This is a genomic window from Streptomyces sp. NPDC048718, from assembly GCF_043198875.1.
GTDB lineage: Bacteria > Actinomycetota > Actinomycetes > Streptomycetales > Streptomycetaceae > Streptomyces.
The window spans coordinates 136,471-159,562 of sequence record NZ_JBICVG010000004.1; the positions used below are offsets into that span (position 1 = coordinate 136,471).

The following is a 23,092-nucleotide window of genomic DNA, read 5'->3' on the forward strand; positions in this document are numbered from 1 at the left end:
TCCCCTCCGTAACCTCGCCGCGACCTGCGTAAACGACTGCGCCCACCGAGCATCCGCCGGTGGGCGCAGTCGTTTTACCGGACATTGATCATCTAAACCTCATAAGCTCCCATGCAACTCTTTCGGGTGGTTCGCCGTCACACCAGGTGAATCGAAGGCCTGAGGGAGACGGATGAGCGAGCAGAACGACAGCGGTCGCGTACGCCCCACGCGCCGGCGCCCCACCGGCCGCCGCCGCAAACCGAGGGCCCGGCGCCGCCGCGCGGTCGTCGTCGCGGTCTGGAGCGGCGCGGTCCTGATCCTCGGGGCCGGTGCCGGACTCGGCTACGCGTACGTCCACCTCGACCACAACATCCAGGGCGTCGACATCAACGCCCAGCTCGGCAAGGACCGGCCGGACAACGTCGACAACGGTTCCGAGGACATCCTCGTCCTCCCGCGCCGGCGCCAATCACGCGTACGGCAAGGACGAGGGCGGCGCCCGCTCGGACACCGCGATGGTCGTGCACGTCTACCCCGGCCACACCAAGGCGTCAGTGGTCTCCATACCGCGCGACACCCTCGTCGACCGCCCCGCCTGTACCGGCGCCGAGGGCGCGGCGGTCCCCGCCGAGCACCGGGTCATGTTCAACACCGCGTACGAGGTCGGCGGCCCGGCCTGCGCCGTGAAGACCGTCGAGTCGATGTCCGGCATCCGCATGGACCACTACATCGAGGTCGACTTCGCCGGCTTCACCAAGCTGATCGACCAGCTCGGCGGCGTCGAGATCACCACCACGCGGCCCATCAAGGACGGCAAGAGCCATCTCGACCTCGCCCCGGGCACCCACACCCTCGACGGCGAGCGGTCCCTCGGCCTCGTCCGTACCCGCAAGAGCGTCGGTGACGGCAGCGACCTCGGCCGCATCCAGCTCCAGCAGGCCTTCATGAAGGCCTTCATCCAGCAGGTCAAGAGCGTCGGGGTGTTCTCCAGCCCCACGAAACTCTTCGGTATCGCGGACACCGCCACCAAGGCGATCACACCCGACTCCGAACTGGATTCCGTCAAGGAGCTGACGAGCTTCGCCCGGGGTCTGTCGAAGCTCGGCGCCGACGACGTGCACATGGTGACGATGCCGGTCGTGTACGACCCGGTGGACCCCAACCGTGTCGTGCCCGTGGAGGCCAAGGCACGACAGGTCTGGGAGGCCCTGAAGGCGGACCGGCCGATCCCGGCCGCGGCCACCCAGGACACCGCCACGGGCAAGGCCGACGGCATCGTGAAGTGACGCGTGAGCCGTGCGGTGGCGCCCCGGCAGAGCCTCGACAGGTCCCCGGTAGAGCCTCGGCAGGGCTCCGGCAGGGCCCACCAGGCCCCGTGACGAGGCCCCGGCGAGGCCCGGAACCCCGCCGGGAATAGTTCCGAGCGGACCCCGGTTTTGGGAGATACGGCCAGTCCTGGCAAACTGGTACGTCGGCCCCGGTTCACGCACGAGCATCCCGCACGGGCGACCCGGAGCCCTCCCGAAACTAGGAGACACCTTGAAGCGCGAGATTCACCCCGAGTACGTCGAGACCCAGGTCAGCTGCACCTGTGGCGCGTCGTTCACCACCCGTAGCACCCTGACCGAGGGCACCATCCGTGCCGAGGTCTGCTCCGAGTGCCACCCGTTCTACACGGGCAAGCAGAAGATCCTCGACACCGGCGGCCGCGTCGCCCGCTTCGAGGCCCGCTTCGGCAAGGCTGCCGGCTCCGCCAAGAAGTAGCGAGCCACAGCGCCGGTCGTCGGCTGCCCCTGCGCGGGGTGGCCGGGACCGGCGCTTTGCCGTCCCCGTAGCAACGTACGTACACCACTCAGGAGCCCCCGATGTTCGAGGCGGTCGAGGAACTGATCGGCGAACACGCCGATCTCGAGAAGAAGCTCGCTGATCCTTCGGTCCACGCTGACCAGGCCAACGCGCGCAAGCTGAACAAGCGCTACGCCGAGCTGACCCCGATCGTCTCCACGTACCTGTCCTGGAAGCGGACCGGCGAGGACATCGAGACGGCCAAGGAGTTCGCGCACGACGACCCGGACTTCGCCGCCGAGGTCAAGCAGCTGGAGAAGCAGCGCGAGGAGCTCACCGAGAAGCTCCGTCTGCTGCTGGTCCCGCGCGACCCGAGCGACGACAAGGACGTCATCCTCGAGATCAAGGCCGGTGCCGGCGGCGACGAGTCCGCGCTCTTCGCGGGCGACCTGCTGCGCATGTACCTGCGCTACGCCGAGCGCGTCGGCTGGAAGACCGAGATCATCGACTCCACGGAGTCCGAGCTGGGCGGCTACAAGGACGTCCAGGTCGCGGTGAAGACCAAGGGCGGCAACGGGGCCACCGAGCCCGGCCAGGGCGTCTGGGCGCGGCTGAAGTACGAGGGCGGGGTGCACCGCGTGCAGCGCGTGCCCGCCACCGAGTCGCAGGGCCGTATCCACACCTCCGCGGCCGGTGTGCTCGTCACGCCGGAGGCCGAGGAGGTCGAGGTCGAGGTCCACGCGAACGACCTGCGCATCGACGTCTACCGCTCGTCCGGCCCCGGCGGCCAGTCCGTCAACACGACCGACTCCGCCGTCCGCATCACCCACCTGCCCACCGGCATCGTGGCCTCCTGCCAGAACGAGAAGAGCCAGCTCCAGAACAAGGAGCAGGCCATGCGCATCCTCCGCTCGCGGCTGCTCGCCGCCGCGCAGGAGAAGGCCGAGGCCGAGGCCGCCGACGCGCGCCGCAGCCAGGTCCGCACCGTCGACCGTTCCGAGAAGATCCGTACGTACAACTTCCCGGAGAACCGCATCTCGGACCACCGGGTCGGCTTCAAGTCGTACAACCTGGACCAGGTGCTCGACGGCGAACTCGACGCGGTCATCCAGGCCTGCGTCGACGCCGACTCGGCTGCCAAGCTGGCCGCAGCGTAAGAATTTCCAAGCCCCACCCGCACCACGGAGGACCAGCGTGAACCTGCTGCTTGCCGAGGTGGCCCAGGCCACCCAGCGGCTGGCCGACGCCGGCGTTCCCTCACCGCGTTTCGACGCCGAGGAGCTCGCCGCGTTCGTGCACGGCGTGAAGCGGGGGGAGCTGCACAACGTCAAGGACGCCGACTTCGACGCCCGCTACTGGGAGACCATCGCCCGCCGTGAGGCGCGCGAGCCGCTCCAGCACATCACCGGCCGGGCCTTCTTCCGGTACCTGGAGCTCCAGGTCGGCCCCGGCGTCTTCGTGCCCCGTCCCGAGACCGAGTCGGTCGTCGGCTGGGCCATAGACGCCGTCCGGGCGATGGACGTGGTCGAACCGCTCATCGTCGACCTGTGCACCGGCTCCGGCGCCATCGCGCTCGCCATGGCCCAGGAGGTGCCGCGCTCGCGCGTGCACGCCGTGGAGCTGTCCGACGACGCGCTGGTGTGGACCCGGAAGAACGCGGAGGGCTCGCGCGTCACCGTCCACCAGGGCGACGCGCTGACGGCGCTGCCGGAGCTCAACGGTCAGGTCGACCTGGTCATCTCCAACCCCCCGTACATCCCGCTCACCGAGTGGGAGTACGTGGCGCCCGAGGCCCGCGACCACGACCCGGACATGGCCCTGTTCTCCGGCGAGGACGGGCTCGACACCATCCGGGGCATCGAGCGCACCGCGCACCGGCTGCTGCGGCCCGGCGGGCTCGTCGTCATCGAGCACGCCGACACCCAGGGCGGCCAGGTCCCGTGGATCTTCAACGAGGAGTCCGGCTGGGCCGACGCCGCCGACCACCCCGACCTGAACAACCGCCCGCGCTTCGCGACCGCCCGCAAGGCGACGCCGTGACGGGCGGCCACCAGACGAGTGCCTCCGCCCGGTGCGGAGCGAGTGGGGCGAAGGGACGCGCGGGCGTCGACGGACGCTGGAGCGCGCCGGAGCCGAACCGAGTGACCGACAAGAGGGAGGACCGGACCTGATGGCTCGGCGATACGACTGCAACGAGGCGACCGACCGGGCCACGGGTCTGCGTGAAGCCGCCTCCGCGGTGCGCCGCGGCGAACTGGTCGTGCTGCCCACCGACACCGTGTACGGGATCGGGGCGGACGCCTTCAGCTCGGAGGCCGTCGCGGACCTGCTCACGGCCAAGGGCCGCGGCCGCAACATGCCCACGCCCGTGCTCATCGGCTCCCCGAACACGCTGCACGGCCTCGTCACGGACTTCTCCGAGATGGCCTGGGAGCTCGTCGACGCGTACTGGCCCGGCGCGCTGACCCTGGTCGCCAAGCACCAGCCGTCCCTCCAGTGGGACCTGGGCGACACCCGAGGCACCGTCGCGATCCGGATGCCGCTGCACCCGGTCGCGATCGAGCTGCTCACGGAGGTCGGCCCGATGGCGGTGTCCTCGGCGAACCTGACCGGTCACCCGGCGCCGGAGAGCTGCGACGCGGCCCAGGGCATGCTCGGCGACTCCGTCTCCGTGTACCTGGACGGCGGCCCGACCCCCGGCATCGTCCCGTCGTCCATCGTGGACGTCACGGGCAAGGTGCCGGTGCTGCTGCGCGAGGGCGCGCTGACCGCGGAGGAGCTCCGGAAGGTGGTACCCGACCTCGAGGTGGCGAATTGACCACCCCGCAGGGGCGTGGCATAGCGGGGCACGAGCACGCGTACGACCGCAGCACTTTCCGCATCCTCCACGTCAGCACCGGCAATGTCTGCCGCTCGCCCATCACCGAGCGGCTGACCCGCCATGCCCTGGCCGACCGGCTCGGCGGCCCGTACGCCGGCCATGTCGGCCAGGGGCCCATCGGCGGTCTGATCGTGGAGAGCGCGGGCACCTGGGGCCATGAGGGCGCCCCGATGGAGGCCAACGCGGAGGTCGTCCTCGCCGACTTCGGCGCGGACTTCAGCGGCTTCGTGGGCCGTGAACTCCTCGACGAGCACGTCATCCGCGCGGACCTGGTCCTGACGGCGACCCGCGACCACCGCGCGCAGGTCATCTCGATGGGTCACTCGGCGGGCATGCGGACCTTCACCCTGAAGGAGTTCACCCGCCTCGTCCGCGCGATAGATCCGGCCACGCTGCCGGACCCGCGCGGCGACCACGGCACGGTCGACCGCGCCCGCGCGCTGGTCCGCGCCGCCGCCGCGCTGCGCGGGTGGCTGCTCGCCCCGTCGGCCGAGGCGGACGAGGTGAACGACCCGTACGGCGCGCCGATCACCTTCTTCCGCTCCATCGGCGACGAGATCCAGCAGGCGCTGGATCCGGTGGTCACGGCGCTGACGGGCGTGCCGGCGCGGCACTGAGCGGATCGCGGTACCGGGCGGCGGATTCGGTACCGAGCGGACGCGGGGGAGCACCGCGTCCCCGCCCGCCGGCCCCGGGCCCCCGGCCACCCACACCCCGGCCACACACGCCCCGGCCACACCCCCGGCCCCCTCCCAGACCGGACCGCTTCCGGCACACCCCGGCCACACCTGGCCGCACACCCCGCCACACTCTCGGCCGCACACCCCCGGCCACACCTCCGGCCGTCTTCTCGGGCACACCTTTCCCCGGACAGCGGACCGCCCGTCCCTCCGGACCCCCCTCTCCCTCCCGTACGCGCGCCCCTGACGGCCCCGTACGGCGCCCCAGCCTGCCCGTGGCGGTCCCACTAGCGGCCGGCCGCACCAGTGGAGCAGTGAGGGAGCAGGGGGCGCGCAGGGTGCCTACAGTGGATTTCAGGCCACCCCCACCGCCCGGAGCGCCCCCATGTCCCCGCCCACCGTGCCCAGCGCGCCGACCGACGCCAGCCCCGGCTCCCAGGCCGGTACCGCCACCGCCGCCACCGCAGGCCTCGACATCCTGCGCCGCCAGGACCCCGAGATCGCCGACGTGCTGATCGGCGAGGGACGACGACAGGCGGACGGACTCCAGCTCATCGCCGCCGAGAACTTCACCTCGCCCGCCGTACTGGCCGCCCTCGCCTCCCCGCTCGCCAACAAGTACGCCGAGGGCTACCCGGGCGCCCGCTACCACGGCGGCTGCGTCTACGCCGACGCCGCCGAGCGGATCGCCGTCGAGCGCGCCCGGGCCCTGTTCGGTGCGGAACACGCCAACGTCCAGCCGCACTCCGGCTCCTCCGCCGTCCTCGCCGCCTACGCGGCGCTGCTGCGCCCCGGCGACACCGTGCTCGCCATGGGACTCACCGACGGTGGACATCTGACCCATGGTTCGCCCGCGAACTTCTCCGGCCGCTGGTTCGATTTCGTCCCGTACGGCGTCGACGCGGAGACCGGACTCGTCGACTACGAGCAGGTCGCCGCGCTCGCCCGGCACCACCGGCCGAAAGCGATCGTCTGCGGCTCGATCTCCTACCCCCGCCATCTCGACTACGCGCTCTTTCGGGCCATCGCCGACGAGGTCGGCGCCTATCTCGTCGCCGACGCCGCGCACCCGCTCGGTCTGATCGCCGGCGGCGCGGCGCCGAACCCCGTCCCGTACGCGGACATCGTCTGCGGCACCACCCACAAGGTGCTGCGGGGCCCGCGCGGCGGTCTGATCCTGTGCGGCGAGGAGCTGGCGGAGCGGGTCGACCGGGCGGTCTTCCCGTTCACGCAAGGAGGCGCGCAGATGCACACGATCGCCGCCAAGGCGGTGGCGTTCGGGGAGGCGGCGACCCCGGCGTTCGCCGCGTACGCGCACCGGGTCGTCGACAACGCGCGCGTGCTCGCCGCCGGGCTCGCCGCCGAGGGGTTCACGCCGACGACCGGCGGCACCGACACCCATCTCGTCACCGCCGACCCGGCGCCGCTGGGCGTCGACGGCAAGGCCGCCCGCGACCGGCTCGCGGCGGCCGGGATCGTCCTCGACACCTGCGCGCTGCCGTACGGGGAGCGGCACGGCCAAGGGCGCGGCATCCGGCTGGGTACCGCGGCCGTGACCACCCAGGGCATGGGGGCGTCGGAGATGACGAGAATCGCCGCACTGTTCACCGCCGCGTTGCGCGACGACGCCGCGGAAACGGCCCGGGTACGGGCGGATGTACGGGAAATCACCGGGCGGTTTCCGCCGTATCGCCAGTAAAAAGCCGGTAACGCACCCGTCCCCGGAACCGTCGGAGAGTGAGAGGTGTCCTCGACCATGGGGACGGCCCGGCTAGGGTGTGGGGCTGAGATGGCCAGCGATTCCTGTGGGGCAGCCCGTGCGTGATTACCTGCTGACGCTCTGTGTCACGGCCGCGGTGACCTATCTGCTGACCGGTCCGGTGCGGAAGTTCGCCATCGCGACCGGGGCGATGCCGGAGATCCGCGCACGCGACGTACACCGAGAACCGACACCGCGGCTCGGTGGCATCGCCATGTTCTTCGGACTGTGCGCGGGCCTGCTGGTCGCGGACCATCTGCAAAACCTCAGCAGCGTCTTCGAGCTGTCCAACGAGCCCCGCGCGCTGCTCTCCGGCGCCGCGCTGATCTGGATCGTCGGCGTCCTGGACGACAAGTTCGAACTGGACGCGCTGATCAAGCTCGGCGCGCAGATGATCTCCGCGGGCGTGATGGTCGTCCAGGGTCTGACGATCCTGTGGCTGCCCATCCCCGGCGTCGGCACGGTCGCCCTCACCCAGTGGCAGGGCACCCTGCTCACCGTGGCGCTGGTCGTCCTGACGATCAACGCGGTGAACTTCGTCGACGGTCTCGACGGCCTCGCCGCCGGCATGGTCTGCATCGCCGCGGCGGCGTTCTTCCTGTACGCGTACCGCATGTGGTACGGCCTGACCATCGAGGCCGCCGCCCCCGCGACGCTCTTCGCCGCGATCCTCATGGGCATGTGTCTGGGCTATCTGCCGCACAACATGCACCCGGCGCGGATCTTCATGGGCGACTCCGGCTCGATGCTGATCGGCCTGATCCTGGCCGCGTCCGCGATCTCGATCACCGGCCAGGTCGACCCCGACCTCCTGGAGATCTTCGAGGGCTCGACGAAGGCCGCCACGCACGCCGCCCTGCCGGTGTTCATCCCGCTGGTGCTGCCGCTGACGATCATCGCGATCCCCATGGCGGACCTGGTGCTCGCCATCGTGCGCCGTACCTGGAAGGGGCAGTCGCCGTTCGCGGCGGACCGGGGGCATCTGCACCACCGGCTCCTGGAGATCGGGCACTCGCACAGCCGTGCCGTGCTGATCATGTACTTCTGGTCGGCGCTCATCGCCTTCGGCACGCTGGCCTATTCGGTGCACTCGACGTCGATGTGGATCGTCCTCGCCGTGGTCGTGCTGAGCGCGGTCGGCCTGGTGCTGCTCCTGCTGCCGCGTTTCTCGCCGAGAGCGCCGCGCTGGGCGCAGGCGGTCGTACCGCCGCGCTACCGGCGCCGTGCGTACCGGCTGCGGACCGAGGGGGCCCGGGCGGGTGCCCAGGGGGCCGGCTCCGGCACCGACGCGGGCTCCGAAGCGACCACCGAAGCGACCTCCGGCATCGACGCGGACGCCGGGTCCGGCTCCGCGGAGGAGCGCGACCACGAGCCCGTGCCGGCCGGGGTCAACGGAGCGACCGCGATCGGCCACCGTTCACGCTTCTCCGATCGAAGTAAGGCCGGGGCGCGAGGTTGACGAAAGCCTCATCTCCGGTCATTAGCACGCGAGTTGACTCGCTGTCGCGCTCGCACGTGCACGGTCACTCTCACGTGTGAGAGTTGGCACACGCGCGAGTAAAGACCTATTCAAATAGTTTGTGATACCGTTCACGAGACCCGGCGACAGTGCCGAAAGACCGTAGTGCGACGGCCTTTTCGGCCCCGAGACTCATCTCGGTCCGGGCTTACGCTCGTCCATGACGACACCATCGCCCCCTCCAGCAAGCGGAGACACCGCCATGCCGTCCAACGACGCACGCATCCTGCTGCATACCGCAGTCCCCACCGCCGCCGCGGGCATCATCGCCACGGTCGTCAGCGGTGTGGTCGCGGGTGGCAAGGGCGCGCTCGGCGCTGTCATCGGAACCCTGGTCGTCCTGCTCTTCATGGGCATCGGGCAGCTGGTGCTGCAACGGACGGCGAAGAAGCTCCCGCATCTGTTCCAGGCCATGGGGCTCATGCTCTACACGGCCCAGCTGCTGGTGCTCTTCATCTTCCTGGCGCTGTTGAAGGGGACGACCGCGTTCAACTTCAAGGCGTTCGCCTTCACGCTGCTCGGCACCACCATCGTGTGGGTCGCCGCCCAGGCCCGTGCCTACATGAAGGCCAAGATCACGTACATCGACCCCGACAATTCGGGGCCGAAGCCGTGAAGGGTAGGGCCGGGATAAAGCCGCCTGCTGCTTCCTGCTATCGTCCGGTGCCAACTGCGGCAGTGCGGGCGCGGGCATCCGGAACGGCGCCTGACCCAGCGAGAGGCTCGATGCCGAACCGCCGCCCCCTTATCCGTAAGACCAGTCCAGTGCCGACCCGCGGCTGCGTGCCGCGCCGACACAACGAGGTTGCCGTACCTATGCGCCACGCTGAAGGAGCCCGCGGTGAGTGCTGACCAGACGCTTGCCTTCGACCCGGATTGCCACATCTTCTCCGGATGTGGCTTCCCGGCGCCGGGGCTGCACACGTTCATGTACGAGCCCCTGTTCACGGTGGGGAGCTTCGACTTCACCAAGCCGATGCTGCTCGCCATCCTGGGCTCGATCGTGGTCGTCGGCTTCTTCTGGGCCGCTTTCAACAAGCCCAAGCTGATCCCCGGCAAGATGCAGATGGTCGGCGAGGCCGGTTACGACTTCGTGCGCCGCGGCATCGTCTACGAGATCATCGGCAAGAAGGACGGCGAGAAGTACGTCCCGCTGATGGTGTCGCTGTTCTTCTTCGTCTGGATCATGAACCTGTGGTCGATCGTTCCGGTCGCCCAGTTCCCGGTCACCTCGCTGATCGCCTTCCCGGCGGCTCTCGCGCTGATCGTCTATGTCCTGTGGATCTCGCTGACTTTCAAGAAGCACGGCTTCGTCGGCGGGTGGAAGAACATCACCGGTTACGACAAGAACCTCGGCGCGATTCTGCCGATGGTCGTCGTCCTCGAGTTCTTCTCGAACCTCCTCATCCGGCCCTTCACGCACGCGGTGCGACTGTTCGCGAACATGTTCGCCGGTCACCTGCTGATCGTGATGTTCTCGCTGGCCACCTGGTACCTCATGAACGGCCTGGGCTTCGTCTACGCCGGCGCCTCGTTCGTGATGGTTCTCGTGATGACCGCTTTCGAGCTCTTCATCCAGGCCGTCCAGGCGTACGTCTTCGTCCTCCTGGCCTGCAGCTACGTCCAGGGCGCGCTCGCCGAGCACCACTGAGCCCCGCTCACGGACTCGTAGCACCCACCCCGAAACCAGCAGTCGTCCGGTGGCCAACCCCCACCGGGTCATTGAAAGAGAAGGAAGTAACGGCATGTCCGCTGCTCTCGACATGGTCAACCTCGCCGCCGGCGCCAAGGAGAACGTCGTCGGCAACGTCGCCTCCATCGGTTACGGCCTCGCCGCGATCGGCCCCGGCGTCGGCGTCGGCATCATCTTCGGTAACGGTACGCAGGCCCTCGCCCGTCAGCCCGAGGCCGCCGGTCTGATCCGCACCAACCAGATCATGGGCTTCGCCTTCTGTGAGGCGCTCGCCCTCATCGGCATCGTCATGGGCTTCGTCTACCAGTAAGCCGCTGACAAGTCCGACCCTTTTTACGGAAGGCACTGATGTGAACGCTCTGCTTCTTGCGGAGGCGGCGGAGCCCCAGCCTCCGCTCATCCCGCATCTCGACGAGCTCGTCATCGGCCTGATCGCCTTCGTCATCGTCTTCGGCTTCCTCGCCAAGAAGCTCCTCCCGAACATCAACAAGGTTCTGGACGAGCGTCGCGAGGCCATCGAGGGTGGCATCGAGAAGGCCGAATCGGCCCAGGTCGAGGCTCAGAGTGTGCTGGAGCAGTACAAGGCTCAGCTCGCCGAGGCCCGCCACGAAGCCGCGCGTCTTCGCCAGGAGGCGACGGAGCAGGGCACCGCGATCATCCAGGAGATGAAGGCGGAAGGCCAGCGCCAGCGCGAGGAGATCATCGCCGCCGGTCACACGCAGCTCGCTGCCGACCGCAAGGCCGCGTCCGCCGCGCTGCGTCAGGACGTCGGCAAGCTTGCGACCGACCTGGCGTCGAAGCTCGTCGGCGAGGCCCTCGAGGACCACGCCCGTCAGAGCCGGACCATCGACCGCTTCCTTGAGGAACTCGAGGAGAAGGCCGAGGCCGTGCGATGAACGGAGCGAGCCGCGAGGCACTGAGTGCCGCACGTGAGGCCCTCGACGCACTGACCGACAACACGTCGGTGGACGCGGGCAAGCTCGCGGGCGAGCTGGCGGCCGTCACCGCGCTGCTCGACCGCGAGGTGTCGCTGCGTCGGGTCCTGACCGACCCGGCGCAGGCGGGCGAGGCCAAGGCCGAGCTCGCCGGGCGACTCCTTTCCGGTCAGGTGGGCGGCGAGACCGTCGACCTGGTCGCCGGGATGGTGCGCTCCCGCTGGTCGCAGTCGCGCGACCTGGTCGACGCGGCCGAGGAGCTGGCGAACATCGCCGACCTCACCGCGGCCCAGAAGGCGGGCGCCCTCGACGACGTCGAGGACGAGCTGTTCCGGTTCGGCCGGATCGTCTCCTCCAGCAACGAGCTCCGCTCCGCGCTGACGGACAAGACCGCGAAGGCCGCGGCCAAGAGCGAGCTGCTGCGCAGCCTGCTCGGCGGCAAGGCCAACCCGGTCACCGAGCGTCTGATCGTCCGCCTGGTGACCCAGCCCCGGGGCCGTAGCCTGGAGTCGGGACTCGAGTCCCTGTCCAAGCTCGCCGCGGCGCGCCGGGACCGGATGGTCGCCGTCGTCACCTCCGCGGTGCCGCTCAGCGACCAGCAGAAGCAGCGCCTCGGTGCCGTTCTGGCCAAGCTGTACGGCCGCCAGATGCACCTGAACCTGGACGTGGACCCGACGGTCCTCGGCGGGATCTCGGTGCGGGTCGGTGACGAGGTCATCGACGGCACCATCGCGGAGCGCCTCGACGAGGCGACCCGCCGCCTGGCCGGCTGACCTCGGCCACAAATCAAGACGCATGACAGCGGCCCGGTTGGGCCGTGCAGAGATTGCAGAAGATTCCTGGGGGTCGGCCCCCAGACCCCTTAAGAAACTTCGGGCCCAACAAGGAGAGCAGGGAACCCAGATGGCGGAGCTCACGATCCGGCCGGAGGAGATCCGGGACGCACTGGAGAACTTCGTCCAGTCGTACCAGCCGGACGCGGCCTCGCGCGAGGAAGTCGGCACGGTCAGCCTGGCCGGCGACGGCATCGCGAAGGTCGAGGGTCTTCCCTCGGCCATGGCGAACGAGCTGCTGAAGTTCGAGGACGGCACCCTCGGCCTCGCGCTGAACCTGGAAGAGCGCGAGATCGGTGCGATCGTCCTCGGCGAGTTCAGCGGCATCGAGGAGGGACAGCCGGTGCAGCGCACCGGTGAGGTCCTCTCCGTCGGTGTCGGCGAGGGTTACCTGGGTCGCGTCGTCGACCCGCTCGGCAACCCGATCGACGGTCTCGGCGAGATCGCGACCGAGGGCCGCCGCGCCCTCGAGCTGCAGGCGCCGGGCGTCATGCAGCGTAAGTCGGTCCACGAGCCGATGGAGACCGGCTACAAGGCCGTCGACGCCATGACCCCGGTCGGCCGTGGTCAGCGTCAGCTGATCATCGGTGACCGTCAGACCGGCAAGACCGCTCTTGCCGTCGACACGATCATCAACCAGCGCGACAACTGGCGCTCGGGCGACGTGAACAAGCAGGTGCGCTGCATCTACGTCGCGATCGGTCAGAAGGGCTCCACCATCGCGTCCGTGCGCGCGGCCCTCGAAGAGGCCGGCGCGCTCGAGTACACGACCATCGTCGCCGCCCCGGCGTCCGACCCGGCCGGCTTCAAGTACCTGGCGCCGTACACCGGTTCGGCCATCGGTCAGCACTGGATGTACGCCGGCAAGCACGTCCTGATCATCTTCGACGACCTGTCGAAGCAGGCCGACGCCTACCGCGCCGTGTCCCTGCTGCTGCGTCGTCCGCCGGGCCGCGAGGCGTACCCGGGCGACGTCTTCTACCTGCACTCCCGCCTGCTGGAGCGCTGCGCGAAGCTGTCGGACGAGCTGGGCGCGGGCTCGATGACCGGTCTTCCGATCGTCGAGACCAAGGCCAACGACGTGTCGGCGTTCATCCCGACCAACGTCATCTCGATCACCGACGGCCAGTGCTTCCTGGAGTCCGACCTGTTCAACGCCGGCCAGCGTCCGGCCCTGAACGTCGGTATCTCCGTGTCGCGTGTCGGTGGCTCCGCCCAGCACAAGGCGATGAAGCAGATCTCCGGTCGCCTCCGTGTGGACCTGGCCCAGTTCCGTGAGCTCGAGGCGTTCGCCGCCTTCGGTTCCGACCTGGACGCCGCGTCGAAGGCGCAGCTGGAGCGCGGTCAGCGCATGGTCGAGCTGCTGAAGCAGCCGCAGTACCAGCCGATGTCGACCGAGAACCAGGTCGTCTCCATCTGGGCCGGCACCACCGGCAAGATGGACGATGTCCCGGTGGCCGACATCCGCCGTTTCGAGACCGAGATGCTGGCGTTCCTGCGTCAGAGCCACTCGGGCCTCATGACCTCCATCCGTGAGGGCGGCAAGATGTCGGACGACACGCTGCAGTCCGTCGCCGACGCGATCGCGGAGTTCAAGAAGCAGTTCGAGACGTCCGACGGCAAGCTGCTGGGCGACGACGCCTCCGCCGTCAACGTCTCGAAGTGACGACGGAAGGGACCTGACTCATGGGAGCGCAGCTCCGGGTCTACAAGCGTCGCATCAAATCCGTCACCGCGACGAAGAAGATCACCAAGGCGATGGAGATGATCGCCGCCTCGCGCGTCGTCAAGGCGCAGCGCAAGGTGCAGGCGTCGACCCCGTACGCGACCGAGCTCACCCGCGCGGTGACCGCGGTCGCCACGGGCGCCAACGACAAGCACCCGCTGACCACCGAGGCGGAGAACCCGACGCGTGCCGCGGTCCTGCTCCTCACGAGCGACCGCGGTCTGGCCGGCGCCTTCAACTCCAACGCCATCAAGGCGGCGGAGAAGCTCGTCAAGGAGCTGGAGGGCGAGGGCAAGACGGTCGACATCTACGTCGTCGGCCGTCGTGGTATCGCGCACTTCAACTTCCGTGAGCGCAAGCTGGCCGACACGTGGGCCGGTTTCACGGACGAGCCGACGTACGCGGACGCCAAGAAGATCGGCGAGCCGCTGATCGAGGCCATCGAGAAGGACACGGCCGAGGGTGGTGTGGACGAACTCCACATCGTCTACACCGAGTTCGTCTCGATGATGACCCAGTCCGCGATCGAGGCCCGGCTGCTGCCTCTCAGCCTCGACGAGGTCGCGAAGGAGGCCGGCACGACGGACACGATCCGTCCGCTGTTCGACTTCGAGCCGTCGGCGGAGGACGTCCTGGACGCCCTTCTGCCGCGGTACGTCGAGAGCCGGATCTACAACGCGCTGCTGCAGTCCTCGGCTTCGAAGCACGCCGCCACGCGGCGCGCGATGAAGTCGGCGACCGACAACGCGGGCGAGCTGATCACCAGCCTCACCCGTCGTGCCAACGCGGCCCGCCAGGCCGAAATCACCCAGGAAATCAGCGAGATCGTCGGTGGCGTTGCCGCCCTGGCCGACGCGAACGCGGGGAGTGACAAGTAATGACGACCACTGTTGAGACGGCCGCCGCCACGGGCCGCGTCGCCCGGGTCATCGGCCCGGTCGTCGACGTGGAGTTCCCCGTCGACGCCATGCCGGAGATCTACAACGCGCTGCACGTCGACGTGCTCGACCCGTCGGGCGAGGGCACCAAGACGCTGACCCTCGAGGTCGCGCAGCACCTCGGTGACGGCCTGGTCCGCACCATCTCCATGCAGCCCACCGACGGTCTGGTCCGCCAGGCCCCGGTGACCAACACGGGCACGGCCATCACCGTCCCGGTCGGCAACGTCACCCAGGGCAAGGTGTTCAACACCCTGGGCGAGGTCCTGAACGAGGACCCGTCCACGGTCGCCGACGCCGAGCGCTGGGCGATCCACCGCAAGGCCCCGGCCTTCGACCAGCTCGAGTCCAAGACCGAGATGTTCGAGACCGGCCTGAAGGTCGTCGACCTTCTCACCCCGTACGTCAAGGGTGGAAAGATCGGCCTGTTCGGTGGTGCCGGTGTCGGCAAGACCGTTCTGATCCAGGAAATGATCATGCGTGTGGCGAAGCTGCACGAGGGTGTGTCGGTCTTCGCGGGCGTCGGCGAGCGCACCCGTGAGGGCAACGACCTCATGGTCGAGATGGAAGAGGCCGGCGTTCTGGACAAGACCGCCCTGGTCTTCGGCCAGATGGACGAGCCCCCGGGCACCCGTCTGCGCGTCGCCCTGGCCGGTCTGACCATGGCGGAGTACTTCCGCGATGTGCAGAAGCAGGACGTGCTGTTCTTCATCGACAACATCTTCCGCTTCACGCAGGCCGGTTCCGAGGTCTCGACCCTGCTCGGCCGTATGCCCTCCGCGGTGGGTTACCAGCCGAACCTGGCCGACGAGATGGGTCTCCTCCAGGAGCGCATCACCTCGACCCGTGGTCACTCGATCACCTCGATGCAGGCGATCTACGTCCCCGCCGACGACCTCACCGACCCGGCGCCGGCGACCACCTTCGCCCACCTCGACGCGACGACGGTTCTGTCCCGTCCGATCTCCGAGAAGGGCATCTACCCGGCCGTGGACCCGCTGGACTCCACGTCCCGGATCCTGGACCCGCGTTACATCGCCGAGGACCACTACGCCGCCGCCATGCGCGTCAAGGGCATCCTCCAGAAGTACAAGGACCTCCAGGACATCATCGCGATCCTCGGTATCGACGAGCTGAGCGAGGAGGACAAGCTCGTTGTCCACCGCGCCCGCCGTGTCGAGCGCTTCCTGTCCCAGAACACCCACGCGGCGAAGCAGTTCACCGGCGTGGACGGTTCGGACGTTCCGCTCGAGGAGTCGATCGCCGCGTTCAACGCGATCTGCGACGGTGAGTACGACCACTTCCCGGAGCAGGCCTTCTTCATGTGTGGTGGTCTTGAGGACCTCAAGAAGAACGCCAAGGAGCTCGGCGTCTCCTGAGCCCCCGTGCTCGGCTGAAGGGGGCGGGTCCGCCCCGCCCCCTTCGGTACGCCAACCCCGCTGTACCCTCCGGCAACCGCCGGGGAAGAGGACCGCGGCGCTCCGGCGCCGTACGTCCTACTAGACTTTGACCCAACACCCGGTATCCGCCGGGTGGTGAACCGAGGAGCCACCCTTGGCCGCTGAGCTGCACGTCGAGCTGGTCGCCGCGGACCGGAGTGTCTGGTCTGGCGAGGCCACCCTGGTCATCGCGCGTACCACCTCCGGCGACATCGGCGTCATGCCCGGTCACCAGCCGCTGCTCGGTGTGCTGGAGTCGGGCCCGGTGACCATCCGTACGAGCGAGGGCGACACGATCGTGGCCGCCGTCCACGGCGGATTCCTTTCCTTCGCCGATGACAAGCTTTCTCTGCTCGCGGAGATCGCCGAACTGGCGGACGAGATCGACGCCCAGCGTGCCGAGCGCGCGCTGGAGCGTGCGAAGTCGGACGAGGACGCCGCCGCCGAGCGGCGCGCCGAGGTCCGGCTGCGCGCGGTGGCGGTCCGCTAGCGGATCGCGCCAGAGCCACACCCTCAGCCGCGGCACGGTCGGAGACACTCCGGACCGTGCCGCGGCTGAGGCGATGCAGATGCGGGTTGTGTTCGGTCAGGCCGGGTCCACCGGTCACGGGTTGCGGCGAGGAGGTCGGTGAAGATGTTCCTCGTGTTGCTCGTGTGCGGCCTGGTCGTCGCACTGCTGGTGATCGGGCTGTTCGTGTTCGGTCTGCGGCGCAGGCTGATCCAGCGGGCCGGCGGGACCTTCGACTGTTCCCTGCGCTGGGACGTCGCAGAGGAGCGCGACCCCACCGGCAAGGGCTGGGTGTACGGCGTCGCCCGCTACAGCGGTGACGAGATCGCCTGGTTCCGTGTCTTCTCGTACGCGCCCCGCCCCAAGCGGATCCTGGAGCGCTCGGCCATCGAGGTCCTGGCGCGCCGCAGCCCGGAGGGCGAGGAGGAGCTGGCGCTCCTTTCGGACTCCGTGATCCAGGCGTGCGTGGTCCGCGGGACACGACTCGAACTGGCGATGAGCGAGGACGCGCTGACCGGTTTCCTGGCGTGGCTGGAGGCGGCACCGCCCGGCCAGCGGGTGAATGTGGCCTGACGACGGTCTGTCGGTGGCTGTCTGGCTTCCTGGCTTTTGTACGGCCCGGCGAGTTCCCTGAGGGGGATCGCGCGGGCCGTTTTCGTTGGCCGGGGTTGGGGTCGGGGCTGGCGTCGGGGCCGGGCCGGGTGGCGGGTGCCGGATGTATTGACAGTGTGCGGTCACAGTGGCTGTCATGTGTGGGAGCGCTCCCATTCGTCGGCTTCCGGTCGACACTCCACCCCCTGGCTTGGAGGCAACCATGCGCACCCTCGTCGCGCGATTACGGCAACGGCCCTGGATCGGGGCGGCACTCGCAGCCTTCTCGGGCGTCGCCCTGCTGTTGTCCGCGGTCGTCACGGCACCTCCCAGCAGGGCGGCGGACGCCGGCTGCCGGGTCGAGTACACCGCCAACCAGTGGGCCGGCGGCTATACGGCCGCGATCAGGCTCACCAACCTCGGTGCGGCGCTCACCAGTTGGCGGCTGACCTGGACGTACGGCGGCGACCAGGTGGTGACGTCGGCCTGGAACTCCACCGCTTCTCAGAGCGGTCATGCCGTCACCGTCACCAACGCGGCGTGGAACGGCGGCCTGGCGACGGGCGGTTCGGCCGACTTCGGTGTCCAGGGGACGTACGGGTCGGCCAACCCGACGCCGACGGACTTCGCGGTCAACGGGGTCGCCTGTGGCGGCACTTCGACGCCGACGGACCCGACCACCCCGCCGACCACGCCTCCCACCACTCCACCGACCACTCCGCCGACGACTCCTCCGACCACTCCGCCGGGTGGTGGTGACTGCGGCAGCGCCGTGGTCTGTTCCGGGTTCGAGGACCAGAGCGGCTCCACCCCGTCCGGGGCTTGGCAGTTCGCGGCTCCGGACTGTCAGGGGACGGGTGCGGTCACGGTCGACACCTCCGTCGTGCACAGTGGCGGCAAGTCGATGCGGGTGGACGGCAAGGCCGGGTACTGCAACCACGCCTTCATCGCCACGACGGCGAACCTGTCGCCGGTGAGCCCGATGTACGTACGGATGTGGGTGCGGCACACCACCGCGCTGCCCGCCGGGCACGTCTCCTTCGTCTCCATGCCGGACAGCGGTCAGGGCGGCAAGGCGCTGCGCGTCGGCGGCCAGAACGGCGCGTTGCAGTGGAACCGGGAGATCGACGACGCCACCCTTCCCGCGCAGAGCCCGGCGGGTGTGGCGCTCAGCAAGCCGCTGCCGACGGGCAGTTGGCAGTGTCTGCGCTTCGCGGTCAACACGTCGAACGGCAACCTCGACACCTGGCTGGGTGACCAGCAGGTGGCCGGTCTGCACGCGGACGGGGTGCCCACGGCGGACATCGACCAGCAGTGGTTGTCCCGCACCACCGCACCACGCCCGACCGCGCTGCGCCTCGGCTGGGAGAGCTACGGCGTCGGTGACGACACCCTGTGGTTCGACGACGTGGCGGTGGGGTCCTCGCCGATCGGCTGCTGAGAGGGAAGGCGAAGCGGATACCGGACTGTCCGCCGTCCGCCGGGCCCGAACGAGCGAGGTCCGGCGGACGGCGGACAGTCCGTCCGGGGCTCGTCCGCGTGCCTCACTCCGTCGAAGGTCCGGACCGGGTTAGCCTCGCCGCGTGGCGAACCAGCCGACGAACCCGTTCACGGACCCGGACACCGAGCCGGCCCCTGCCCTGATCGCCGACGCGCTGGGCCCGGCGATCGAGGGCTGGGACGCGTTGACGCGGGCGCTGACGGATGCCGGGGTCCAGGTGGCCTGGCGCTGGTACCGCGATGGCGGCTGGCTGGCGAAGGCGGCCGACCGCCGTCGTACGATCGCCTGGATCGCGATCGAGGGCGACGCCACACGGTGCAGCTTCCACTTCGCCGAGCGGCTCCGCGACGACCTCGCCTCCCTCCCGGACCTTCCCCCGGAGCTGACACGGCGGGTCCGGGAGGCGCCCCGGCACGGCGCGCTCTTCACGGTGTCGTTCCTTGTCTCCGGCCCGGCCGACGTCGAGCGGCTGCGTCCGATCCTGAACGCGCGCATCACCTTGCGGTAGGCGAATCCCGCCCACGCTCAGCAGCAACACGACCGACGCCGCCGAGAAATTCTGTGACCAGCCTCAACGATCTCACCCGTATCGTGCCGCCCCCGGCCGCTTCGGCACCCACCGACTGGATCGCGGTCGAGAGTCTTCTCGGGACGTGGCTGCCGGACGACTACAAGCGGTTGGCCGACACCTACGGTCCGGGCGCCTTCTGCGACTTCGTCCACCTCTTCCAGCCGTACGGGGCCACCGAGGCGGTGGACTTGACCGGTCCGGCCCCCGCGCGGCTCCGCGCGCGACTGAGGGCGGACCGGGACAGCGGCACGTATCGGATGCCGCACGACCCTGACGACCTCTTCGCCGTCGGGGTGACCGACAACGGCAACCACCTCTTCTGGGTCACCGGGTCCGGAACGGAACCCGACGCCTGGCGGATCGCCGTCGACCAGGCGGACGGCCGTGACTGGTACACCTTCGACGGCGGGCTCACCGCGTTCCTTGCGGCCCTGCTCGGTGGCCACCTGAGCGTGCCGGTCTTTCCCGGGGATCTCCTCGCCGGCGGCGTGTTCTTCACCCCGTCGCGCGCGGCCGGCGAGACTCCCCGACCCGCGCCCGCCCAGGCCCCCGCAGGGGCGAGCCGAAGCAGCCAGGTGATCCGGGAGTGGGCCCGCTGGCAGGGGTACGACGTTCCGGATCGCGGCCGTATCCCCGCCCCCGTCATCCAGGCGTGGGAGCGGGCGCACTGAGAACGCGGGGGCGGGCGGGGTCAGTGGAGGTGGGCCGGGAGGGTGAGGAGGCCGCGGTGGCGGGGGTTGTCCTGCCAGGCGGCTGGGGTTGCGGCCGGGCGCAGGGCCGGGAAGCGGCGCAGGAGGTGGGTGAACGCGATCTCGGCCTGGAGGCGGGCCAGCGGTGCGCCCAGGCAGTGGTGGATGCCGTGGCCGAACGCCAGATGCCCGGAGGTGTCGCGGGTGACGTCGAAGCGGTCCGGGTCCGGGAAGGCCTCCGGGTCGCGGTTGGCGGCGAGGAGGGCGATCTGGACGAACTCCCCGGCCGGGATCGCGGTGCCCTGGATCGTCACCGGCTCGGTGGTGTAGCGCAGGGTCGCGATGCCGAACGGGCTTTCGTGGCGCAGTACTTCCTCGATAAGCCCGGGGACGAGGGAGGCGTCGGCGCGTACGGCGGTGAGTTGCGAGGGATGGGAGAGGAGGGCGTGCAGGCCGTTGGCGATCAGATTGACGGTCGTCTGGTGCCCGGCGACCACCAGCAGGAACGCCATCGAGGTGATCTCCTCCTCGCTGAGCGAGCCCGCGCTGTCGCGGGCGGTGGCCAGCGCGGACAGGAGGTCGTCCCCGGGGTGGGTCCGCTTCTCCTCGACCAGGGCGCGCAGCCGGTCCAGCATCGCGTCGGCCGTCGGTACGGAGACCTCGCCGTCGCCCTCGTTCCCGGCGACCGAGTGTCCTCGGACCTGGAGGATCCCGGGATCGTCCGGGTCCGCGCCGAGCAGGTCGAAGATCACGGCCAGGGGGAGGGGGAGCGCGAACCGGCCGATCAGGTCGACCGCGCCGGCCGGGTCGCCCGCTGTGTCGACCGTCGTCTCTTCCAGCGCGTCGAGCAGGGTGGTGACCCGGGCCTCGATCCTGGGACGTAACGCGGCCACTCGCCTTGTGGTGAAGGCCTGTTGGACCAGCCGGCGCAGCCGGGTGTGGCGAGGAGGGTCGGAGTTGAGCATATGGGTGGTGAGCCCGCCGCCGGGGCCGCCGGTGGGCAGCCCCGCGTAGCGGGCGAACGCCTCTGTCGCCCCGTCCTTGCTCAGCCGGGGGTCGGCGAGTGCCGCCCGGCAGGCCGCGTACTCGGTGACGACCCAGCCGGCCAGCGGCACGGGACCGGCGAAGCGCACCTTGCGGGCCCCGCCCGTCTCGCGCCAGCGCCGGTACGTCGGGTGCGGGTCGCGGGCGACGTACTCGCCCACCGCCTCGAACCCGTCCGCCGTCGTTCTGGGCGCCTCGGGCGCCTCGGGCGGCTCGACCGGCTCGGGCGGCGGTGGCATGTCAGGCCTTGACCAGCCGTACGTCCGACACCCCGAGCAGCCCGGCCAGCGGAACCTTCCCCCTGGTCTGCGCGGGGTCGACCGTCAGGCCCGCCCCTCGGATGAGGTCCAGGAGAAGCTCGCCGAGCGGCATCACCATGTGCCGGCCCCAGCAGCGCTCCGAGGAGTGCCCGAAGGGGAAGTAGCCGGGGGCGGTGTCGGGATCGAGGGTCTCCCAGCGCTCGGGCCGGAACTCGTGCGGGGCGTCCCACAGCTTCGGGTCCCGGTGCGAGAGAAGCGGAAGGAGGAGGACGTCGTCGCCCGCGCCGATGCGGTCGTCGATGGCGGGGTACTCGGGGGAGGCGTTCCGCAGGAGGTTCCACGACGGCGGCAGCATCCGCATCGACTCGTAGAGGAGATGCTGGTTCGGCGTCTCGGGGTCGAACGGCGAGCCGAGCCACAGCGCGTTCGAGACGAGGGTGGAGACCGTGAAGCACACGGGGGCCGCCGCGCGGCGGTACATGCCGAGGGCGTAACGGCGGTCCTGGTACGTGGTGGCGTCGGCGACCAGGCCCGCGAGCGAGGTCAGCGGCGCGCCGCCCCGGCCGGCCCGCTTCGAGAGCGGAAGCGCGGCGCCCGCCGCGATCACCGACCAGGTGAGTTTGGTGGTGAGTTCGAGGTTCCGGCTCATCAACACCCGCAGCCGGTAAGGGTCGTTGCCCAGGATCATGTCCCGCAGGAACATGTGGCCGGTCAGCGGCCACAGTCCGGACAGATCGACGTCCTCGGGCCGGGGGCGTTCCCTCTTCAGCGCCTCGCGCACATCGCTGCCGACGGTCCGCATCACGGAGGCGGCTTCACTCCGCGCGATGGAACGGCCGTGCAGCGGCTTGAATGTGGGCCGCTCGGTCTCGGTGGCCCGACGGGCGGCGAGGATCCGGTCGGCGACCTCGTGTCCGGCGATCCCGATGGTGTCGGGTTCGAGTCGGAAGACGTCCTGCCCGAGGTGGTCCCGGAAGAGGGCGGCGAGTCGGGGGTGGAACACCGTGGAGCGCATGGAAGATCTCCGGGGAGGCCGAGAGGGGTGACATCGGCGGGCGATGTCGTCCCCGCCCGATGGGCGGGGACGACTAGGCGTCCTAGTACCAGATGTACCAGGCACTGGCCTTCAGGCTCTTCTGCGCGGACACCTTGTTGCGAATGGCGAAGAGAAGCTTCATCACTGCACCCCCTTTCAGGGTGGAGACGTCGACACGACCTCGTGTGGAGGTCGTGCGCAGTTGGCCTGTGCAGCCTGGGGCAGCAATATGAACATCAGATGAACGCCCAGGTGGGGGTGCTGATTTGGGGCTCTCGCGGGCCCGAATCGCCTGAGGTGGAGGGGGTGAGGGGGCGGAAGTATTCCCGTCGGCCTGTTCGGGTCGGCATGAAGATCACTACGGTCTGGGCGGTAGTGCCGAGTGCGGCGGTTGTTGTACACCGTGTCAGCCGGGTCCGGCCCGAGGGCGGACGGGCCGAGGTGGAGGCGGGCGGGGGCGCGTGGGCTCAGACGGCTGCCGGCTGCCGGTCCGCGAGAAGCAGGGCGAGCGGGCCGCCCTGGAGGAGGAAGCGGCCTTCGTGAACGGCGGCGAGGGCGTCCTTCATCGGCCACCACATCAGCTTGAAGCCGTCCTCCCCGGGAGCGAGTCTCTGCGGGCCGTAAGTGACCGCAAGGGAAGAGGCGGGGGCCGGGGCCGGATGTGGGCCCGCCCCGTCCGGGGTGGAGGTCCGGGCGGGGCGGGGGTCTTCAGGAGCGGGACC

The 23,092-nt window shown here is 69.8% G+C and carries 23 protein-coding genes and 1 pseudogene; 21 read left to right on the forward strand and 3 right to left on the reverse strand.

The genetic code is table 11. The features are described from left to right. Positions 1-172: 172 nt before the first annotated feature. From ACGFRB_RS08860 to ACGFRB_RS08960, 21 genes and pseudogenes are all read left to right on the forward strand, one after another. Positions 173-1,268, forward strand: a pseudogene (locus ACGFRB_RS08860) (LCP family protein). A gap of 253 nt (positions 1,269-1,521) precedes the next feature. Further along, complete coding sequence (gene rpmE / locus ACGFRB_RS08865) at positions 1,522-1,746, forward strand: 50S ribosomal protein L31 (protein ID WP_030761597.1); 225 nt, start codon at positions 1,522-1,524, stop codon at positions 1,744-1,746. 101 nt (positions 1,747-1,847) lie between these two features. Then, positions 1,848-2,924, forward strand: a complete 1,077-nt coding sequence (gene prfA, locus ACGFRB_RS08870; RefSeq protein ID WP_363001314.1) for a peptide chain release factor 1 — start codon at positions 1,848-1,850, stop codon at positions 2,922-2,924. A 37-nt stretch (positions 2,925-2,961) separates the two neighbouring features. Then, the gene (gene prmC / locus ACGFRB_RS08875; protein ID WP_361229965.1) at positions 2,962-3,807 is read left to right on the forward strand and encodes a peptide chain release factor N(5)-glutamine methyltransferase; all 846 of its coding nucleotides are present in this window, start codon (positions 2,962-2,964) and stop codon (positions 3,805-3,807) included. Between the two features lie 130 nt (positions 3,808-3,937). Further along, on the forward strand, positions 3,938-4,585 hold the full coding sequence (locus tag ACGFRB_RS08880) for an L-threonylcarbamoyladenylate synthase (RefSeq protein WP_361229968.1): 648 nt from the start codon (positions 3,938-3,940) through the stop codon (positions 4,583-4,585). Next, positions 4,582-5,265 carry a protein-tyrosine-phosphatase gene (locus ACGFRB_RS08885; protein ID WP_361229971.1) on the forward strand — a complete coding sequence of 228 codons (684 nt, stop codon included), beginning with the start codon at positions 4,582-4,584 and terminating at the stop codon, positions 5,263-5,265. Before ACGFRB_RS08880 ends, ACGFRB_RS08885 begins: the two co-directional genes overlap by 4 nt. Before the next feature lie 448 nt (positions 5,266-5,713). Next, complete coding sequence (gene glyA, locus ACGFRB_RS08890; RefSeq protein ID WP_393240864.1) at positions 5,714-7,027, forward strand: serine hydroxymethyltransferase; 1,314 nt, start codon at positions 5,714-5,716, stop codon at positions 7,025-7,027. Positions 7,028-7,145: 118 nt separating this feature from the next. Beyond that, positions 7,146-8,546 carry an MraY family glycosyltransferase gene (locus ACGFRB_RS08895; RefSeq protein ID WP_393240867.1) on the forward strand — a complete coding sequence of 467 codons (1,401 nt, stop codon included), beginning with the start codon at positions 7,146-7,148 and terminating at the stop codon, positions 8,544-8,546. A gap of 262 nt (positions 8,547-8,808) precedes the next feature. Beyond that, the gene (locus ACGFRB_RS08900; protein WP_361229980.1) at positions 8,809-9,222 is read left to right on the forward strand and encodes a hypothetical protein; all 414 of its coding nucleotides are present in this window, start codon (positions 8,809-8,811) and stop codon (positions 9,220-9,222) included. Positions 9,223-9,447: 225 nt separating this feature from the next. Beyond that, complete coding sequence (gene atpB, locus ACGFRB_RS08905) at positions 9,448-10,257, forward strand: F0F1 ATP synthase subunit A (protein WP_361229983.1); 810 nt, start codon at positions 9,448-9,450, stop codon at positions 10,255-10,257. Positions 10,258-10,351: 94 nt separating this feature from the next. Further along, complete coding sequence (gene atpE, locus ACGFRB_RS08910) at positions 10,352-10,609, forward strand: ATP synthase F0 subunit C (RefSeq protein WP_093874070.1); 258 nt, start codon at positions 10,352-10,354, stop codon at positions 10,607-10,609. A gap of 40 nt (positions 10,610-10,649) precedes the next feature. After that, positions 10,650-11,195, forward strand: coding sequence for a F0F1 ATP synthase subunit B (locus ACGFRB_RS08915; RefSeq protein ID WP_361229986.1), 546 nt, complete (start codon positions 10,650-10,652; stop codon positions 11,193-11,195). Further along, entirely contained in the window at positions 11,192-12,007 is an 816-nt protein-coding gene (locus ACGFRB_RS08920; RefSeq protein ID WP_363001307.1) for a F0F1 ATP synthase subunit delta, read from the forward strand. The genes ACGFRB_RS08915 and ACGFRB_RS08920 overlap by 4 nt, the downstream gene beginning before the upstream one ends. Before the next feature lie 130 nt (positions 12,008-12,137). Then, the gene (atpA, locus tag ACGFRB_RS08925; RefSeq protein ID WP_363001305.1) at positions 12,138-13,733 is read left to right on the forward strand and encodes a F0F1 ATP synthase subunit alpha; all 1,596 of its coding nucleotides are present in this window, start codon (positions 12,138-12,140) and stop codon (positions 13,731-13,733) included. Between the two features lie 20 nt (positions 13,734-13,753). Beyond that, a complete protein-coding gene (locus tag ACGFRB_RS08930) occupies positions 13,754-14,671 on the forward strand; it encodes a F0F1 ATP synthase subunit gamma (RefSeq protein ID WP_361229995.1) in 918 nt (305 codons plus the stop codon). Next, a complete protein-coding gene (gene atpD, locus ACGFRB_RS08935; protein WP_363001303.1) occupies positions 14,671-16,110 on the forward strand; it encodes a F0F1 ATP synthase subunit beta in 1,440 nt (479 codons plus the stop codon). Before ACGFRB_RS08930 ends, atpD begins: the two co-directional genes overlap by 1 nt. Positions 16,111-16,285: 175 nt before the next feature. After that, a complete protein-coding gene (locus ACGFRB_RS08940) occupies positions 16,286-16,660 on the forward strand; it encodes a F0F1 ATP synthase subunit epsilon (RefSeq protein ID WP_359871980.1) in 375 nt (124 codons plus the stop codon). Between the two features lie 144 nt (positions 16,661-16,804). Beyond that, the gene (locus ACGFRB_RS08945; protein WP_363001301.1) at positions 16,805-17,251 is read left to right on the forward strand and encodes a DUF2550 domain-containing protein; all 447 of its coding nucleotides are present in this window, start codon (positions 16,805-16,807) and stop codon (positions 17,249-17,251) included. A gap of 241 nt (positions 17,252-17,492) precedes the next feature. After that, positions 17,493-18,710 carry a cellulose-binding domain-containing protein gene (locus ACGFRB_RS08950; protein ID WP_393240874.1) on the forward strand — a complete coding sequence of 406 codons (1,218 nt, stop codon included), beginning with the start codon at positions 17,493-17,495 and terminating at the stop codon, positions 18,708-18,710. Positions 18,711-18,852: 142 nt separating this feature from the next. Then, complete coding sequence (locus tag ACGFRB_RS08955; protein ID WP_393240877.1) at positions 18,853-19,278, forward strand: DUF3788 family protein; 426 nt, start codon at positions 18,853-18,855, stop codon at positions 19,276-19,278. A gap of 53 nt (positions 19,279-19,331) precedes the next feature. After that, positions 19,332-20,012, forward strand: coding sequence for a histone-like nucleoid-structuring protein Lsr2 (locus tag ACGFRB_RS08960; protein WP_393240880.1), 681 nt, complete (start codon positions 19,332-19,334; stop codon positions 20,010-20,012). Between the two features lie 20 nt (positions 20,013-20,032). On the opposite strand, the gene ACGFRB_RS08965 is transcribed toward ACGFRB_RS08960, so the two are convergent. The 3 genes from ACGFRB_RS08965 to ACGFRB_RS08975 all read right to left on the reverse strand — a co-directional run bounded on the left by ACGFRB_RS08965 (position 20,033) and on the right by ACGFRB_RS08975 (position 22,512). Next, the gene (locus ACGFRB_RS08965) at positions 20,033-21,313 is read right to left on the reverse strand and encodes a cytochrome P450 (RefSeq protein WP_393240883.1); all 1,281 of its coding nucleotides are present in this window, start codon (positions 21,311-21,313) and stop codon (positions 20,033-20,035) included. A gap of 1 nt (position 21,314) precedes the next feature. Then, positions 21,315-22,349, reverse strand: a complete 1,035-nt coding sequence (locus tag ACGFRB_RS08970; protein WP_393240886.1) for a cytochrome P450 — start codon at positions 22,347-22,349, stop codon at positions 21,315-21,317. Positions 22,350-22,431: 82 nt separating this feature from the next. After that, positions 22,432-22,512: a tryptorubin family RiPP precursor gene (locus ACGFRB_RS08975; RefSeq protein ID WP_359872132.1), complete on the reverse strand. Its 81-nt coding sequence runs from the start codon at positions 22,510-22,512 to the stop codon at positions 22,432-22,434. Between the last annotated feature and the right edge of the window lie 580 nt (positions 22,513-23,092).